Annotated in this window: 11 protein-coding genes and 1 tRNA gene; 9 read left to right on the forward strand and 3 right to left on the reverse strand. The window is 68.2% G+C overall.

All coding sequences use genetic code 11. The features are described 5' to 3' along the window. Positions 1 to 356 precede the first annotated feature (356 nt). The gene (locus JHD82_RS26160; protein ID WP_012203595.1) at positions 357 to 986 is read right to left on the reverse strand and encodes a LysE family transporter; all 630 of its coding nucleotides are present in this window, start codon (positions 984 to 986) and stop codon (positions 357 to 359) included. A gap of 248 nt (positions 987 to 1,234) precedes the next feature. Between JHD82_RS26160 and kefC the strand changes: the two genes are divergently transcribed. Continuing rightward, a complete protein-coding gene (gene kefC, locus JHD82_RS26165) occupies positions 1,235 to 3,118 on the forward strand; it encodes a glutathione-regulated potassium-efflux system protein KefC (RefSeq protein WP_199139631.1) in 1,884 nt (627 codons plus the stop codon). 10 nt (positions 3,119 to 3,128) lie between these two features. Here the strand turns inward: kefC and JHD82_RS26170 are convergent, their stop codons facing one another. Then, positions 3,129 to 4,019, reverse strand: a complete 891-nt coding sequence (locus JHD82_RS26170) for a LysR family transcriptional regulator (RefSeq protein WP_012203593.1) — start codon at positions 4,017 to 4,019, stop codon at positions 3,129 to 3,131. A gap of 106 nt (positions 4,020 to 4,125) precedes the next feature. Here JHD82_RS26170 and JHD82_RS26175 point away from each other — a divergent pair, with 106 nt between their 5' ends. Together JHD82_RS26175 and JHD82_RS26180 are read left to right on the forward strand one after the other, a co-directional pair. Next, on the forward strand, positions 4,126 to 4,725 hold the full coding sequence (locus tag JHD82_RS26175; protein ID WP_012203592.1) for a short chain dehydrogenase: 600 nt from the start codon (positions 4,126 to 4,128) through the stop codon (positions 4,723 to 4,725). A 77-nt stretch (positions 4,726 to 4,802) separates the two neighbouring features. After that, complete coding sequence (locus tag JHD82_RS26180) at positions 4,803 to 5,261, forward strand: DUF1841 family protein (RefSeq protein ID WP_012203591.1); 459 nt, start codon at positions 4,803 to 4,805, stop codon at positions 5,259 to 5,261. Between the two features lie 92 nt (positions 5,262 to 5,353). Here the strand turns inward: JHD82_RS26180 and JHD82_RS26185 are convergent, their stop codons facing one another. Beyond that, the gene (locus JHD82_RS26185) at positions 5,354 to 6,028 is read right to left on the reverse strand and encodes a cytochrome c (protein ID WP_199139633.1); all 675 of its coding nucleotides are present in this window, start codon (positions 6,026 to 6,028) and stop codon (positions 5,354 to 5,356) included. A 116-nt stretch (positions 6,029 to 6,144) separates the two neighbouring features. Between JHD82_RS26185 and JHD82_RS26190 the strand changes: the two genes are divergently transcribed. From JHD82_RS26190 to JHD82_RS26215, 6 genes are all read left to right on the forward strand, one after another. Next, positions 6,145 to 6,999, forward strand: a complete 855-nt coding sequence (locus tag JHD82_RS26190; protein WP_012203589.1) for a MoxR family ATPase — start codon at positions 6,145 to 6,147, stop codon at positions 6,997 to 6,999. Between the two features lie 11 nt (positions 7,000 to 7,010). Continuing rightward, complete coding sequence (locus tag JHD82_RS26195; protein ID WP_012203588.1) at positions 7,011 to 7,721, forward strand: GNAT family N-acetyltransferase; 711 nt, start codon at positions 7,011 to 7,013, stop codon at positions 7,719 to 7,721. 31 nt (positions 7,722 to 7,752) lie between these two features. Continuing rightward, a complete protein-coding gene (locus tag JHD82_RS26200) occupies positions 7,753 to 8,940 on the forward strand; it encodes a VWA domain-containing protein (RefSeq protein ID WP_012203587.1) in 1,188 nt (395 codons plus the stop codon). A gap of 76 nt (positions 8,941 to 9,016) precedes the next feature. Further along, the gene (locus JHD82_RS26205; RefSeq protein WP_043824435.1) at positions 9,017 to 10,867 is read left to right on the forward strand and encodes an autotransporter assembly complex family protein; all 1,851 of its coding nucleotides are present in this window, start codon (positions 9,017 to 9,019) and stop codon (positions 10,865 to 10,867) included. 2 nt (positions 10,868 to 10,869) lie between these two features. Continuing rightward, complete coding sequence (locus tag JHD82_RS26210; protein ID WP_199139635.1) at positions 10,870 to 15,204, forward strand: translocation/assembly module TamB domain-containing protein; 4,335 nt, start codon at positions 10,870 to 10,872, stop codon at positions 15,202 to 15,204. Between the two features lie 78 nt (positions 15,205 to 15,282). Then, positions 15,283 to 15,357, forward strand: a tRNA-Arg gene (locus JHD82_RS26215). Positions 15,358 to 15,455: the final 98 nt, after the last annotated feature.

The raw sequence follows: 15,455 nt of genomic DNA on the forward strand, positions 1-15,455 counted from the left end.
CCCCCCCCCCCCCCCCCCCCCCCCCCCCCCCCCCCCCCCCCCCCCCCCCCCCCCCCCCCCCCCCCCCCCCCCCCCCCCCCCCCCCCCCCCCCCCCCTTTTTAGATGTGTATAAGAGACAGATGCAAGGCGCTCATGCGCAGCAAGGCCCATGCCTTGCGAGTGTGAGCAACGCGGCAGACGGCCCCGCAACCGCGCAACCCGAAGGGAAGCAGCCTGCCAGCGCGCCACTCGGCGTTGCACTCCTTGTGCGTGTAGGCACACGCACGGCGTCGCGCGCCTTGATTGGCACGCTGGCAGGCTGCTTCGCGTCCGCAAATTAACGTCAACAGACCCTTGGGTTAGTCCAGGGTGGATGTCACCTGGACGCGCGCTGAACAAAGAACAGGCCTGTGCCCACGGCCATCAGCAGCGCGCCGAAGACCCGGTTCTGGCTGCGCACCGCACGCGCGCTGCGCATGAAGCCGCGCAGCGCGCTGGCGCTGGCCGCATAGCCGTGCATGACCATGGTGTCCACGGCCAGCATGGTGGCGGCCAGGATCAGCAACTGCAGCCACAGCGGGCGGCTGGTGGTCATGAACTGGGGCAGCACGGCCACCATGAAGATGATGCCCTTGGGATTGGTGGCGTTGGTCAGGAAGCCCGTGAGCACGCGGCGGCGCACGCTGAGCTCGGGCATGGATTCCTGGGTGGCCAGGGGTGCGGCACCCGAGCGCCATTGGCTGATGCCCAGGTAGATCAGATAGCAGGCGCCGACGATCTTGACGGCGTTGAACGCCCATTCGGAGGCCAGCAGCAGCGAGCCCACGCCCGCACCGGCGATCAGCAAGATGGTCAGCAGCCCCAGCTGCAGCCCGAAGATGGTGGCGCTGCTCTTGCGCACGCCATACGACAGGCCATGGCTCATGGACAGCACGGCGCCCGAGCCCGGGGAGACCGCAATGATCCAGCAGGCCACAAAGTAGGCGATCCAAGTATGCCAATCCATGCCAAACACCTTAAAAATACGGAGCAGGCCGGCATCTTAAAACCGTGCAGCCGATGTGGCGCACTGCCGCGGCAAAGCCGGATGGGGCGGTGAAGCATTCGGTGGCATTTTTCATCGCCGGGCCGCCCCAAGATGAGCAAGGGAAGCGTGGGGGGCATTTTCAACCCTGTCAGGAAGCTGACCCGGCTGTGAGAGTGACACAATCAATCACCCCAGGGTAAACACCAAATCCAAGATCCCGAACTCCCATGGAACACAGCGCCCCCATCTGGCTGACCTACGGCTTTCTCTATCTCACCGCCGCCGTGCTGGCCGTGCCCATTGCGCGTGCCCTGGGCCTGGGCGCCATCATTGGCTACCTGGGTGCCGGCATTGCCATGGGCCCCTGGGGACTGTCGCTTGTCAGCAATGTGGATGACATTCTTCATTTCGCCGAGTTCGGCGTGGTGCTGATGCTCTTCGTGATCGGGCTGGAGCTGCAGCCCAGCCGCCTGTGGGAGCTGCGCCGGCCCATCCTGGGATGGGGGCTGGCGCAGATGCTGGCCTGCACGGGCGTGCTGTTCCTGGCGGCCTGGGCCTTCGGCTTTTCCTGGCGCGTGAGCCTGATCGCGGGCATGGGCCTGGCCCTGTCGTCCACGGCCATCTGCCTGCAGGTCATGGCCGAGCGCAACCTCATGCGCACGCCCAGCGGCCAGGCCGGCTTCTCCATCCTGCTGTTCCAGGACGTGGCCGCCATTCCCATCCTGGCGCTGATCCCCATCCTGGGCGCGGTCAAGGCCGCCAATGCCACGCACACCGACAGCCACCTGTGGCTGCAGGTGCTCAAGACCGTGGGCACCATCGCCGCCGTGGTGGTGGGCGGCCGCCTGCTGCTGCGCCCCCTGCTGCGCTGGATCGCGCGCAGCCGCACGCCCGAGATCTTCACGGCCACCTCGCTGCTGCTGGTGGTGGGCATTGCCATGCTGATGGTGCAGGTGGGCCTGTCCATGGCGCTGGGCGCCTTCCTGGCCGGCGTGCTGCTGGCCGACAGCGAGTACCGCAGCGAGCTGGAGACCAACATCGAGCCCTTCAAGGGCCTGCTGCTGGGCCTGTTCTTCATGGCCGTGGGCATGAGCATCGACTTCGGCGTGCTGCTGCGCGCGCCCTGGACCATGGCCGCCATGGTGCTGGGCTTTCTGGCGCTCAAGGGCGCCGTGCTCTACACCCTGGCCCGCGTGCTGAAGCTGCCCTGGCGCGAGCGCCCGGTGTTCGCCCTGCTGCTGGCCCAGGGCGGGGAGTTCGCCTTCGTGGTGTTCCAGACGGCGGCGCAGTACAAGGTGTTCCACCACAGCATCTCGTCCATGCTGGTGGCCGCCGTGGCCCTGTCCATGCTGATCGGCCCGCTGGTGCTGGTGCTGATGGACAAGCTGCTGCTCAAGCGCTTTGCCGACATGAAGGATTGCCAGGTCGACGGCGCGGGCCAGACTGCCAGGCCCCATGAAATATCGGAGCCGCAGGACGCGCAAATCATCATTGCGGGCTTTGGCCGCTACGGCCAGATCGTGGCACGCGTGCTGCTGACCCAGGGCGTGCCGGCCACCATCCTCGACCACAGCGTGGAGATGCTGGAAGTGGCCCACACCTTCGGCTACCGCGTGTTCTTCGGCGATGCCACGCGCATGGACCTGCTGCGCATTGCCGGCGCGGACAAGGCGCGGGTGCTGGTCATTGCCGTGGACTCTTCCGAGCAATCGCTGAAGATCGCCGCCCGCGTGCGCAAGCGCTTTCCGCACCTGGAGATCGTGGCCCGCGCGCGCGACATGGCCCACTGGTACCAGTTGCGCGACCTGGGCGTGCACCATGTCGAGCGCGAAGTCTTCGAGTCCAGCCTGGTGTCGGCGCGCACCGTGCTGGAACTCGCTGGCCACAGCCCTGCCGAGGCCCAGCGCACCACCACGCGCTTTCGGGAGCACAACCTGGAGCTGATCGAGCGCATGTACCCCCACCACAAGGACCAGGCCCAGCTCATTGCCGTGGCCAAGCAGGGCCGCCAGCAGCTGGTCGAGCAGATGGCCAAGGAGCGGCAGGAGGCCCAGGCGCAGCAGGAGAAGGACCAGGCGCCGCAGGAAGCCCCGCCGCCGCCCGGCCCCTGAAAACCGGGCCTCAGGCCGCGCCCAGCGCCCGCACCATGTGGTCCACGAACTGCGCCAGCTTGGGCAGCTGGCGGCGGTCCGGCAGATAGACCAGGTGCACCGGGCGCGGCAGCGGCACGCAGTCCTGCAGCACGGGCACCAGCCGACCCGCGGCCATGTCGGCGGCCAGCAGCACCTCGGGCTGCAGGATCAGGCCCAGGCCGCGCAGCGCCGCATGGCGCAGCCCGTCGCCGCTGTTGCAGCGCAGGCGGGCGTCTTCGGGCCACTGCACCGAACCCGAGCCGTCGCCGCGCAGAATCCATTCCGAGCGTCGCTGCCAGACCGCGTAGCTCAGGCAGTCATGGCGCGCCAGATCGTCCACGCCACGCGGATGCCCGCGCCGCCGCAGGTACGAGGGCGCCGCCGCAATCACCATGCGATAGGGCTGCAGCGGCCGCGCCACCAGGCCTTCGCCGCCCACGGGGCCGATGCGCACGGCCACGTCGATGTTCTCGCCCACCAGGTCGGCCATGCTGTCGCTCAGTTGCAGGTCCACACGCACCAGCGGATTGGCCAGCTGGTAGTCGGCCACCAGCGGCGCGATCACATGGTTGCCCAGCGTGGTCGGCGCGCTGATGCGCAGCAGGCCCTGCGGGGCACTGCGGCTGCGCTCCACGGCAGACTCGGCCCAGCGCAACTGCTCGAAGACCTGGCGGCTGTCCTCGTAGAAGCTGCGGCCCACCTCGGTCAGGCTGTGGCGCCGCGTGGTGCGCTGCAGCAGGCGCGCGCCCAGGTGGGCTTCCAGTTGCTGCACATGCTTGCCCACCATCACGGCCGAGATGTCCAGGCGCCGCGCGGCCTGGGCAAAGCTGCCGTCCTCGACCACGGCCATGAAGACCTCCATATTGCGCAGCTTGTCCATGGATTGCTAACCAATGCTTAGTAGTACAAAAATATTTCGCTACTTTATGGCATAGGCAATTTGCAAAACACTGCAGGCCTGTTCACTCCTTCCGAAAGAAAACCGCATGAAGATCCTGCTCATCGGTGCCACCGGCACCATCGGCCGCGCTGTCCACGCCCTGCTGGCCCCGCGCCATGAGATCGTCACCGTGGGCCGCAACAGCGGCGACCTGCGCGCCGACTTCACGCAGCCCGAGACGCTGCAGAAAATGTTCGAAGCCGCCGGCCAGGTGGACGCCATCGTCAGCACGGCAGGCAAGCTGCACTTCGGCCCGCTGTCCGAGATGACGGCCGAGCAGTTCAACTCCGGCCTGCAGGACAAGCTGCTGGGCCAGGTGCGGCTCGCCCTGCTGGGCCAGCGCTGGCTGCGCGACGGCGGCTCCATCACGCTGACCAGCGGCGTCGCCGCCACCGAGCCCATCCGCCACGGCGCCAATGCATCGACGGTGAATGCCGCCCTCCACGGCTTCGTCACCGGCGCTGCGGTCGAACTGCAGCGCGGCCTGCGCATCAATGCCGTGAGCCCCACGCTGCTGACCGAATCGGCCCAGGCCTATGGCTCGGTCTTCCCCGGCTTCGAGACCGTGCCCGCCGCGCGCGTGGCCCTGGCCTACCAGCGCAGCGTGGAAGGCGCCCAGACCGGCAGGGTCTTCGAGGTGCTCTGACCTGCTTTTGCGGCGGGCCCTCGGCAAAGTCCTTGCGTGCCCGCCCAAAAGGGCTGCGTGCTACGCTGCGCGCCACCATGTTCAACCCCACCCAAGCCGATGTGCGGCGCTTTTTCTGCGGCGTGCGCACCAAGATGCTGAACGGCGCGCCGATGGAGGCCATAGAGACGCTGGCCAGCCTCTGGATTGCCGAGCATCCCGAGTATTTCGATGACCTCGCCGACGTGGACGCCGCCCTGCTGCGCGACTACGACGCCACGCCCGGTGTGACCAATCCTTTCCTGCACCTGTCCATGCACCTGTCCATCAGCGAGCAGTGCAGCATCGACCAGCCGCGCGGCATACGCCAGGCGGTGGAGCTGCTCAGCCGCCGCCTGGACTCGCTGCACGACGCCCACCACGCCACCATGGAATGCCTGGGGCAGATGCTCTGGGAAAGCCAGCGCTCGGGCCGCCCCCCAGATGGCGAGGCCTACATTGCCGCCGTGCAGCGCCGCGCCACCAGCGACGGTGCCAAGGCCACGGGCGGCGCATAGTCCGGGCCGTTCAGCGCCTCAAGACAAAGCCCGAAACAAAGTCCGAAAAAAGCCCGCAATTGCGGGCTTTTGCCTTGGAGGAAAGGCGCGACCTACTGCGATTTCTGGCCGAGGCGGAAATGGGGCTGGGGCAGGGTCTGCAGCTCGCCATCGAGGCTGCCGATGTAGTTGGCCAGCGCCTTGAGTTCGCTGTTGGTGAACTGCTTGGCAATGCCGGCCATCACGCCGTTGCTGCGGCCGATATGGGGGTTGCCTTCGGTCTTGTAGGACTTGAGGGCAGAGTACAAATAGTCCGCATACTGGCCCGCCACCTTCGGGTAGCTGGGGTCGATGGGCTTGGAAAAACCCTGGCCGTGGCAGGAGACGCAGGCCCCTTTTTGCAGCAGCGCGGCAACCTGGGTGCTGGGCTCGCGGACCTTGGCGTCGGCGGCCTTGGCCACGCCATGCTCGGCGTAGTAGGCGGCCACGTCGGCCATGTCCTGATCGGTCAGCGGATCGGCGATGCCGCGCATGGTGGGGTGCTTGCGCTCGCCCTTCTGGTAGGCCTGCAGCGCGGCCACGATGTAGGGTGCGCCCTGTCCTGAAATCTTGGGGACCTTGTACACCTCGGGGAAGCTGGCCTGGTAGCCCTGGATGCCATGGCAGCCAATGCACATGGCGATCTTCCCCTCCCCTGCCTTTGCGTCACCTTTGCTTTGCTGGGCCTGTGCCACAGGGGTCACAGATGCGACAGTCAGCGCCAATACCGTGGTCAAAGTTTTTATCATTTTGCGCGCACAATCCTTCAAGAGTTCTGACGGATGCCTACTGCTGAGCGGGTAGCGCGAACGATTATGGCAGTCACCGTCAAGCGTCCCCATCAATACTTACGCTGATACCGCCCATGAAATTTCAAGGTTCCGAGAACTACGTCGCCACCCAGGATTTGATGCTCGCGGTGAATGCCGCAGCCACCTTGCAGCGCCCGCTGCTGGTCAAGGGAGAGCCCGGCACGGGCAAGACCATGCTGGCCGAGGAAGTGGCCGCAGCGCTGGACATGCCGCTGCTGCAGTGGCACATCAAGTCCACCACCAAGGCCCAGCAGGGGCTGTATGAATACGACGCCGTCAGCCGCCTGCGCGACTCGCAACTGTCCGACATCGACGGCGGCGAGCGCGTCAAGGACATCCACAACTACATCATCAAGGGCGTGCTGTGGCAGGCCTTCACGGCAGACCGGCCCGTGGCCCTGCTGATCGACGAGATCGACAAGGCCGACATCGAATTCCCGAACGACCTGCTGCGCGAGATCGACCGCATGGAGTTCTACTGCTACGAGACGCGCGAGATGATCCGCGCCAAGCACCGGCCGCTGGTCTTCATCACCTCCAACAACGAAAAGGAGCTGCCCGACGCCTTCCTGCGCCGCTGCTTCTTCCACTACATCAAGTTCCCCGACGCCGACACCATGCGCCAGATCGTGGCCGTGCACTTCCCCAAGCTGCAGGGCGAGCTGCTGACCGCCGCGATGAAGGTGTTCTACGACGTGCGCAATCTGCCCGGCCTCAAGAAGAAGCCCTCCACCAGCGAGTTGATCGACTGGCTCAAGCTGCTGGTGGCCGAGGACATTCCCGTGGAGTCGCTGCAGACCGCCGAGGGCAAGGTCGCCGTGCCGCCGCTGGTGGGCGCACTGCTCAAGAACGAGCAGGATGTGAGCCTGTTCGAGAAGCTGGTCTTCATGAACCAGCGCAACCGCTGAGGCCTGCGCCCATGCCCCATCCAGAACACACCAACGACACGGGCGTGCCGGCCCTCACCGGCCAGGTGACGACCATTCCCGTGGCCGGCGCGGTGGCGCACCAGGGCTTTGTGCGACCCGTGGTCATGCGCTTCAACGGCGTGCGGCTGGAGCCCCTGGCCCTGGCCCATGAAGCCGGGCTGCGCGAGGCCGTGCAGGACGGTCAGCTGTGGCGCATCCGCGTGACCTCGGCGCCCGAGCCCGGTGATGTGCGTGCCTATATCGAAGCCGCGCTGGAGCAGCGCAGCCAGGGCAAGCGCTTCGCCTTTGCCGTGCTGGACGACGACAGCGGCAAGGTGCTGGGCACCAGCAGCTACCACGACATCCTGCCCGAGGTGCGCCGCGTGGAGATCGGCTACACCTGGTACGCGCGCAGCGTGCAGCGCACCCATGTCAACACCTCGGCCAAGCTCATGCTCATGGGCCATGCGTTCGACACGCTGTCCTGCCATGTGGTGGGCTGGCGCACGGACTGCTTCAACTTTGCCAGCCAGCGCGCCATCGAGCGCTTGGGGGCCAAGAAGGACGGCGTGATCCGCGGCCACGCGCTGCGCCGCGATGGCACCATCCGCGACACCGTGATGTACAGCCTGCGCAGCGGCGAATGGCCCGAGTCGCGCGCCCAGCTGCTGGACCAGCTGCAGCGCCATTCGGACGGCAGCACCGCCGTGGCGCGCACATGAGGGCGCGCACGCCGGGCCCTCGGGAGATGCCATGCTGATCGACTTCTTCTACACCATGCGCGCGGCCAAGCTGCCCGTCTCGGTCAAGGAGTTCCTGACCCTGCTGGAGGCACTGCAGGCCGGCGTGGTCGGCCCCAAGAGCGACGACGCCTGGAGCCTGGACGACTTCTACCACCTGGGCCGCACCGTGCTGGTCAAGGACGAGAAGCACTACGACAAGTACGACCGCGCCTTTGCCGCCTACTTCAAGGGCGTGGAGATGGTGGCCGACCTCACGCGCGAAATTCCCCAGGACTGGCTGAAGAAGCTGCTGGAGCGCGAGCTCTCGCCCGAGGAAAAGGCCGCCATCGAGGCCATGGGCTGGGACGAGCTGATGGAGACGCTCAAGAAGCGGCTCGAAGAGCAAAAGGAGCGGCACGAAGGCGGCAACAAGTGGATAGGCACGGGCGGCACCAGCCCCTTCGGCCACGGCGGCTACAACCCGGCCGGCGTGCGCATCGGCGGGCCGGGCCGCAACAAGAGCGCCGTCAAGGTCTGGGAGCAGCGCGCCTACCGCGACTACGACGACACGCAGGAGCTGGGCACGCGCAACATCAAGGTCGCGCTGCGCCGGCTGCGCAAGTTCGCCCGCGAAGGCGGCGAGCTGGAGCTGGACCTGCCCGACACCATCCGCAGCACGGCCGCCAACGCGGGCTACCTGGACATCAAGATGATCCCGGAGCGCCACAACAACGTGAAGGTGCTGCTGCTCATGGACGTGGGCGGCACCATGGACGAGCATGTGCAGCGCGTGGAAGAGTTGTTCTCCGCCGTCAAGAGCGAGTTCAAGCACCTGGAGTTCTACTACTTCCACAACTGCGTCTACGACTTCATGTGGAAGAACAACCGCCGCCGCTTCGCCGAGAAGTTTCCGACCTGGGACATCATCCGCAAGTACAACAAGGACTACAAGCTGATCTTCGTGGGCGACGCCACCATGAGCCCCTACGAGATCCTGCAGCCCGGCGGCAGCGTGGAGTACATGAACGAGGAGCCCGGCGCCGAATGGCTGCAGCGCCTGACGCATGCCTTCCCGCGCTTTGCCTGGATCAACCCCGAGCCGCCTGGCGTCTGGCAGTACCGCCAGAGCATCAGCATCATCCAGCAGCTCACGGGCAACCGCATGTACCCTTTGACACTCAAAGGTCTGGAAGACGCCATGCGCCTGCTGTCAAAATAGGCCGATGCCCAAGCTCCCCCCCGCGACAGCGCCGGCCCGAGGGCCGGCGTTTTTGTTTCTGTTGAGTGCAGCCCTGATGCTCGGTGGCTGCAGCCTCCTGCCGTCCAAGAATGATGACAAGGACACGGACCCGTCGCTGATTGCAGCGACCGGCGACCCGGCCTTCTCGCTCGTCGTCGATGCGCCCAAGGAAGTGCGCGAACTGCTGGAAAAGCACCTCGAACTGCGCCGCTACCGCTACCAGAGCGATCTGCAGCGGCGCGAGCTCACGCGGCTGCTGGGCGCCACCGACGCCAACGTGCGCGACCTGATCGGCACGCTGGGCTACTTCAGCCCCACGGTCACGGTGGAGATCAAGGAAACGCCCGAATCCGAAGAGGCCCCGCTGCAGGTCACCGTCAAGGTGGACCCGGGCGAGCCCGCCACCATTGCGCGCAGCCAGGTGCGCTTTGCGGGCGTCAATGCCGACGATCCCGACGGCGCCTCCCAGCGCGCCACCATCGAAGAGGACTGGCCGCTGCAGCCCGGCCAGCGCTTCAGCCAGTCCAACTGGAGCCAGGCCAAGAGCCAGGGCCTGCGCACGCTGCAGTCGCGCCGCTACCCGCTGGCGCGCATCGACTCCAGCCTGGCCGACATCGACGCAGACACGCATGAGGCCGATGTCAGCGTGGCCTATGCGCCCGGCCCGGCCTACACCTTCGGCCCGCTGCGCATCGAAGGCGCCCAGCGCTACGACCCCGTGGGCACGGCCCGCATCGCACGCCTGCCCGAGGGCGAGGAATACGACCAGACCGCCTTGGTCGACGCCCAGCTGCGCCTGGCCAGCAGCGGCTACTACGACTCCGTCTTCCTCACGCTGGCCAACGTGCCCCAGCAGGGAGAAAGCGCCGCCGAGGATGAGGAGGCCCTCAAGCGCAAGGGCGCCCAGGTCACCACGCCCGTCATCGCCCAGGTGCGCGAGGCCCAGATGCAGAAATGGGTCTTCGGCGTGGGCATGAGCACCGACACCGGCCCGCGCCTGAGCGTGGACCATATCCACAACCGCCTGCCCTGGCTGGGCTGGCGTGCCGTCACGCGCATGCGCTTCGACCGCAAGAACCCGCTGATCTCCACACAGTGGACCGCCCTGCCCGATGAAACCCTGTGGCGCTGGTTCACCACGGCCAAGGCCGAGCGCGCGCCCTCGGGCGACTTCGATGTCAACAGCCTGCAGCTGCGCGCCGGCCGCACCAAGTCCGAAGACCACATTGACCGCAACTACTACCTGCAGTACGACTACGCCAAGACCCAGGGCGAGGGCGCGCCGCCCTCCAGCTCGTCGGTTACGGCCAACTACGGCTGGACGGGCCGCTACTTCGACAGCACGCTGGCGCCCTCCTCGGGCTTCGGCTTTGCCTGGGAAGTCGGCGCGGGCACCACGCTCACGCCCCAGCGCACGCCGTTCGGCCGTGTCTCGGGCCGCTGGCTCAGCCTGATTCCCATCGGCGAGGTCGATCCCGAGACCAAGCGCCGCAGCCGCCTGGCGCTGCGCGCCTCCGGCGGCGCCCTGCTGGCCCGCAAGGATGCCGACCTGCCCGTCACCCAGCTGTTCATCACCGGCGGCGACAACACCGTGCGCGGCTACGGCTACCAGAGCATCGGTGCGCGCACCGACAGCGGCAAGGTCATCGGCGGGCGCTACATGGCCGTGGGCAGCATCGAATGGCAGCGGCCCATCGTCATCAAGGGCAACACGCAGGACTGGGAGCATGCCGTCTTCCTGGACGCCGGCACCGTGGGCGATGCGCCCGACTCCATGTACATGCGCGTGGGCGTGGGCACCGGCCTGCGCTGGCGCAGCCCCGTGGGCCCCGTGCAGGCCGACATCGCCTGGGGCGCCCAGGAAAAACAGCTGCGCCTGCACCTGCGCCTGGGCTTCAACTTCTGACCATGGTGGATTCCCGTTTGAATACCCCTGCCTCCTCCGCCGCGCCAGATCAAAGCCCCCAGGCGTCCCCTTCCTCGCCTGCGCCCCGGCGCCGCCGCTGGCTGCGCGCCCTGCTCTGGTTCTTCCTGGTCCTGGTCCTGCTGCTGGCCGCCCTGCTGGGTTCCGCCTGGTGGTGGAGCGGCCGTGCCGATTCGCTGGCCTACACCCTGCAGCGCGTGGCCGGCTGGCTGCCCGCAGGCCAGAGCCTGCAGGCCAAGGAAGTCACCGGCAGCGTGCGCCAGGGCGGGCGCATCGGCTGGCTGCAATGGCAAAGCCCCACCATGAAGGTGGAGCTGCGCGACGCCACCATCGGCTGGCAATTGCGCCCCCTGCTGTCGCGCACCGTGCGCCTGGGCGAAGTGCGCATCGCCGAGCTGAGCATTGCCAGCACGCCCGACCCGGAGGACAAGAAACCCGTCGAGCCACTGCAGCAGCTCGTGCTGCCCGTGAAGATCGACGTGCCCTTCCATGTGGAGCGCATCGTCTGGCAAGGCCCGCCCCAGGCCGAGGTACTGGGCCTGCAAGGCCACTACATCTATGACGGCAGCGAGCACCAGCTGGACGTGCGCGACCTGCAATGGGCCGATGGCAACTACCAGGCCAGGCTGCGCCTGCAGGCCCGTGCGCCCATGGCCATCCAGGCCCAGCTGCAGGGCGACCTGCAGGCGCCGGCCCTGGCTTCGGACGACGAGGCCTCCACGGCCAAGGCCCCCAAACCTGCACCGCTGGCCGTGCAGGCCAAGGCACAGATCGACGGCACCCTGGCCACCGCCGCTGCGCAACTGGGCATCAAGCTCCAGGTTGATGCCAAGCCCGGGACGGTGTCCGAGGAAGCATCTACCCCTCCCGCCGTACAGAAATCCGCCAAGGCCGATGGCAAGAACGGCAAGGCCAGGGAGCGCAAGGAAGCCGCCCCCGTGTCCGAACCCATGCATGCGGACATCGAGGCCAGCATCCGGCCCTGGCAGCCCCAGCCGCTGCAGACCGCGCGCGCCCAGCTCAGCCAGATCGACATCGCCGCCTTCTGGCCCCAGGGACCGCGCACCCGCATCAGCGGCGAATTGCAGGCCGGGCCGGATGGCAAGGCAGCTGATACGGCCCAGGCACCAGCCACAGCACCAGGCACGGATCAGGCATCGGACCAGGCACCAGGCTCGGCCATCGCCACCACCGCCTGGCAACTGACGACACGCCTGAACAACGCCATGCCCGGTCCCTGGGACCGCCAGCGCCTGCCGCTGGACCAGATCGAGGCCGCGGTGCGCTATGACGGCCAGCAGTGGCTGCTGGAGCAGGCGCAGATCGCCATAGGCTCGGGCAGCATCGACGCCCAGGGCCGCTTCGAGCCCGCCACCAAGGTCTTCGAAGGCCAGGCCAAGGTCCAGCGACTGGACCCCACCGCGCTCTACAGCATCCTGGAAGCCGCACCGCTGCAGGGCGAGCTGCGCGCCAGCACCACGGCAGAGCAGCAGGTGGACTTCAGCGTGGACATCCAGGCCGCAGCCGCGCCCGCAGGCAGCAAGCGCCAGCCCCTGCGCATAGAGAAACTCGCCACCAAGGGCCGCTGGGCCCAGCCCGTGCTGTCGCTGGAGAACCTGCAGCTTGATGCGCTGCAGGCCTCGGTGCGCAGCCGCAGCCTGCAGTTCGACACCGAACAGCAAAAACTGCAGACCGTGCTGAAGGCCGAGCTGCCCGGCGCCGAGCTCTCGCTGGACGGCCACATCAGCCCCGCCGCAGGCCAGGGCAGCAGCCAGCTCAAGCTGTCGTCACTCACCGCCCTCACGCAGTGGCTGCGCAAGCTGCCCGGCATGAAGGACCCGCTGGCCGGCGCCCTGATCGAAGGCCAGGCCCAGCTGGACGCCAGCTGGCGCGGCGGATGGGGCGCACTGCAAAAGCGCATGAAGGCCGCCGTGGGCGACCCGCTTCCCGCCAGCGGCCTGCAACTGCAGGCCGACCTGCAGGCCGCCAAGCTGCGCTACCTGCCCGCCAACACGCCGCCCGAGCAGGCGCTGGAGCTGCCCGAGCTGCGCCTGGCCCTCAAGGGCTCGCCCGAGCAGGCCAGCCTGAGCCTCACCGGCCAGGCGAAGCGCGGCACGCAGACCGCGCAGATCGACACGGCCCTGCAGGCAGGCCTTGCCACGGCGCGCGGTGCCGCGCCCCTGGACTGGCAGGCCAGCATCGACAGGCTGCAGGCCCGGTTGAATCCAGGCCAGGACCTGCCCGGCCCCTGGCAACTGCAACTGGCGGGCAAGCAGCCCGTGCAGATTGCCCAGCGCACCACGGGCCGTACCGTCCTGTCCACCACCTTCACGGCGTCGGCCGGCAGCCTGCAGGTCACGCCGCCCACGCTGGCCCAGCGCCGCGCCAATGCCGAGGCGCCGCAGCCCGTGCTGCTGGCCTGGGACGACACCCGCGCCACCCAGGGCGGCGACGGCCGCTGGGCCCTGCGCAGCACCGGCCGCGCCCAGGCCCTGCCGCTGGCCTGGGTCGATGCCCTGTCCATGGCCGAGGAGCCTCCGCTGGCCGCCATGGGCCTGAGCGGTGACCTGAGCTTCAACGCCCGCTGGGACCTGGACACCACCGGCCCCGCGCTCAAGGCCGAACTGCTGGTCGAGCGTGCCGCGGGCGACCTGCGCCTGGCCGTGGAAGACGGCTCGGGCACCACCGTCATCCACACCACGGGGCCGCGCTCCAGCAAGCCTGGTGAAGTGCGCACACATACCGTGCGCGGCGCCGGCATGCGCGCCCACATCAAGCAGGCCCGCCTGAGCGTGCGCGCCCAGGGCGACGACGTGCAGGCCAAGCTCGACTGGGACAGCGAACGCGCCGGCACCCTGACCGCGCAGCTGGGCACGCGCCTGGCCCAGCAAAACGGCACCTGGACCTGGCCCGAGAAGGCCCCGCTGTCCGGCCAGATCGACGCCCGCATGCCCGACATCGGCATCTGGGCGCTGTTCGCCCCGCCCGGCTGGCGCGTCACCGGCTCGCTGCAGGCCAAGGCCGAGATCAGCGGTGACCGCCAGAACCCGCAGTGGCAGGGCAATCTCTCGGCCGACGGCCTGAGCATCCTGTCCGCGCTGGACGGCATCGACCTGCAAAACGGCGTGCTGCGCGCCCGCCTGCAAGGCAACCGGCTGGACCTGACCGAACTGCGCATGCAGGGCGGGCGCGGCAGCAATGCGCGCATCCTGGGCTACAGCGGCAACCTCACCACGGCCCCGCGCGAAGGCGGCGAACTCACGGGCTCGGGCTTCGTGCGCTGGGACCCGCCCAACGCCGATGGCAGCAACTCCGGCCTGAGCATGGACCTGCGCGCCCAGGCCACCAGGCTGCAGGTGCTGGTGCGCGCGGACCGCCAGGTCAGCATCTCCGGCGGCCTGCAGGCCAAGCTGGAGCAAGGCCAGTTCACGCTGCGCGGCGACCTCACCACCGACCGCGCCACCATCATCCTGCCCGAGGAATCCGCCCCCTCGCTGGACTCCGACGTGGTCGTGCACTCGGCCGCCTCGCGCAAGGCCGAGCAGGAAGCGGCGCGCAAGCAGCAGCAGGCCGACCGCAAGGCTCAGGCCCGCGCGGAAACCATCAAGCTGCCCGACATCCTCGTCAAGCTCGACCTGGGCCGCGACTTCGCGCTGCAGGGCTACGGCATCACCACCCGCCTGGAAGGCGCGCTGGAAGTGCAAGGCCCCACCGTGGCGGGCGGCCCGCCGCGCATCACGGGCGAGATCCGCACCGTGCAGGGCCGCTACCGCGCCTGGGGCCAGTCGCTGGACGTGGAGACCGGCCTCATCCGCTTCAACGGCCCCTACGCCAACCCCTCGCTGGACATCCTGGCGCTGCGCCCGAACATCGCCGTGCGTGCAGGCGTGCAGGTGCAGGGCACGGCCAACGCCCCGCGCGTGCGCCTGTACTCCGACCCCGAAATGCCCGATGCCGAAAAGCTCTCCTGGGTGGTCATGGGCCGCGACCCCGCCACGGGCGGCGCCGAAAGCGCCCTGCTCCAGCAGGCCGCGCTGTCCCTGCTCAGCGGCGGGCGCAACAACAGCGGCAAGATCGCCAGCAACCTGGGCCTGGACGAAATCGGCTTCAAGGGACCGGGCGGCGAAGGCTCCACCGGCGCCGCCCTCACCCTGGGCAAGCGCCTGTCCAGCGACCTCTATGTCACCTACGAGCAAAGCCTCTCGGGGGCCATGGGCACGCTGTACATCTTCTACGACCTCTCGCGCCGCCTCACCCTGCGCGGCCAGACCGGGGAAACCAGCGCGCTGGACCTGATCTACACCGTGCGCAAGGACTGACGCCCCAGCGCCCCGCATGCCGCCCTCCCGGCGGTGCGCGGGGCGGGTCCGGCGTGGGTTTACAATCGCCGTTTGCTCCTCTCCGTAGTTCAATGGATAGAACGGGCGCCTCCTAAGCGCCAGATACAGGTTCGATTCCTGTCGGAGGGACCATTGAATTGCTTCTGTATCAATGGCTGTCTCTTATACACATCTAAAAGGGGGGGGGGGGGGGGGGGGGGGGGGGGGGGGGGGGGGGGGGGGGGGGGGGG

Origin of the sequence: Delftia sp. ASV31 (assembly GCF_016428765.1) — a bacterium.
GTDB classification, from domain to species: Bacteria; Pseudomonadota; Gammaproteobacteria; order Burkholderiales; family Burkholderiaceae_C; genus Comamonas; species Comamonas acidovorans.

Bases quoted from the DNA above. Each gene is read 5' to 3' on its own strand.
- JHD82_RS26160 (WP_012203595.1), bottom strand. From the start codon at position 986: ATGGATTGGCATACTTGGATCGCCTACTTTGTGGCCTGCTGGATCATT.
- kefC (WP_199139631.1), top strand. From the start codon at position 1,235: ATGGAACACAGCGCCCCCATCTGGCTGACCTACGGCTTTCTCTATCTC.
- JHD82_RS26170 (WP_012203593.1), bottom strand. From the start codon at position 4,019: ATGGACAAGCTGCGCAATATGGAGGTCTTCATGGCCGTGGTCGAGGAC.
- JHD82_RS26175 (WP_012203592.1), top strand. From the start codon at position 4,126: ATGAAGATCCTGCTCATCGGTGCCACCGGCACCATCGGCCGCGCTGTC.
- JHD82_RS26180 (WP_012203591.1), top strand. From the start codon at position 4,803: ATGTTCAACCCCACCCAAGCCGATGTGCGGCGCTTTTTCTGCGGCGTG.
- JHD82_RS26185 (WP_199139633.1), bottom strand. From the start codon at position 6,028: ATGATAAAAACTTTGACCACGGTATTGGCGCTGACTGTCGCATCTGTG.
- JHD82_RS26190 (WP_012203589.1), top strand. From the start codon at position 6,145: ATGAAATTTCAAGGTTCCGAGAACTACGTCGCCACCCAGGATTTGATG.
- JHD82_RS26195 (WP_012203588.1), top strand. From the start codon at position 7,011: ATGCCCCATCCAGAACACACCAACGACACGGGCGTGCCGGCCCTCACC.
- JHD82_RS26200 (WP_012203587.1), top strand. From the start codon at position 7,753: ATGCTGATCGACTTCTTCTACACCATGCGCGCGGCCAAGCTGCCCGTC.
- JHD82_RS26205 (WP_043824435.1), top strand. From the start codon at position 9,017: ATGCTCGGTGGCTGCAGCCTCCTGCCGTCCAAGAATGATGACAAGGAC.
- JHD82_RS26210 (WP_199139635.1), top strand. From the start codon at position 10,870: ATGGTGGATTCCCGTTTGAATACCCCTGCCTCCTCCGCCGCGCCAGAT.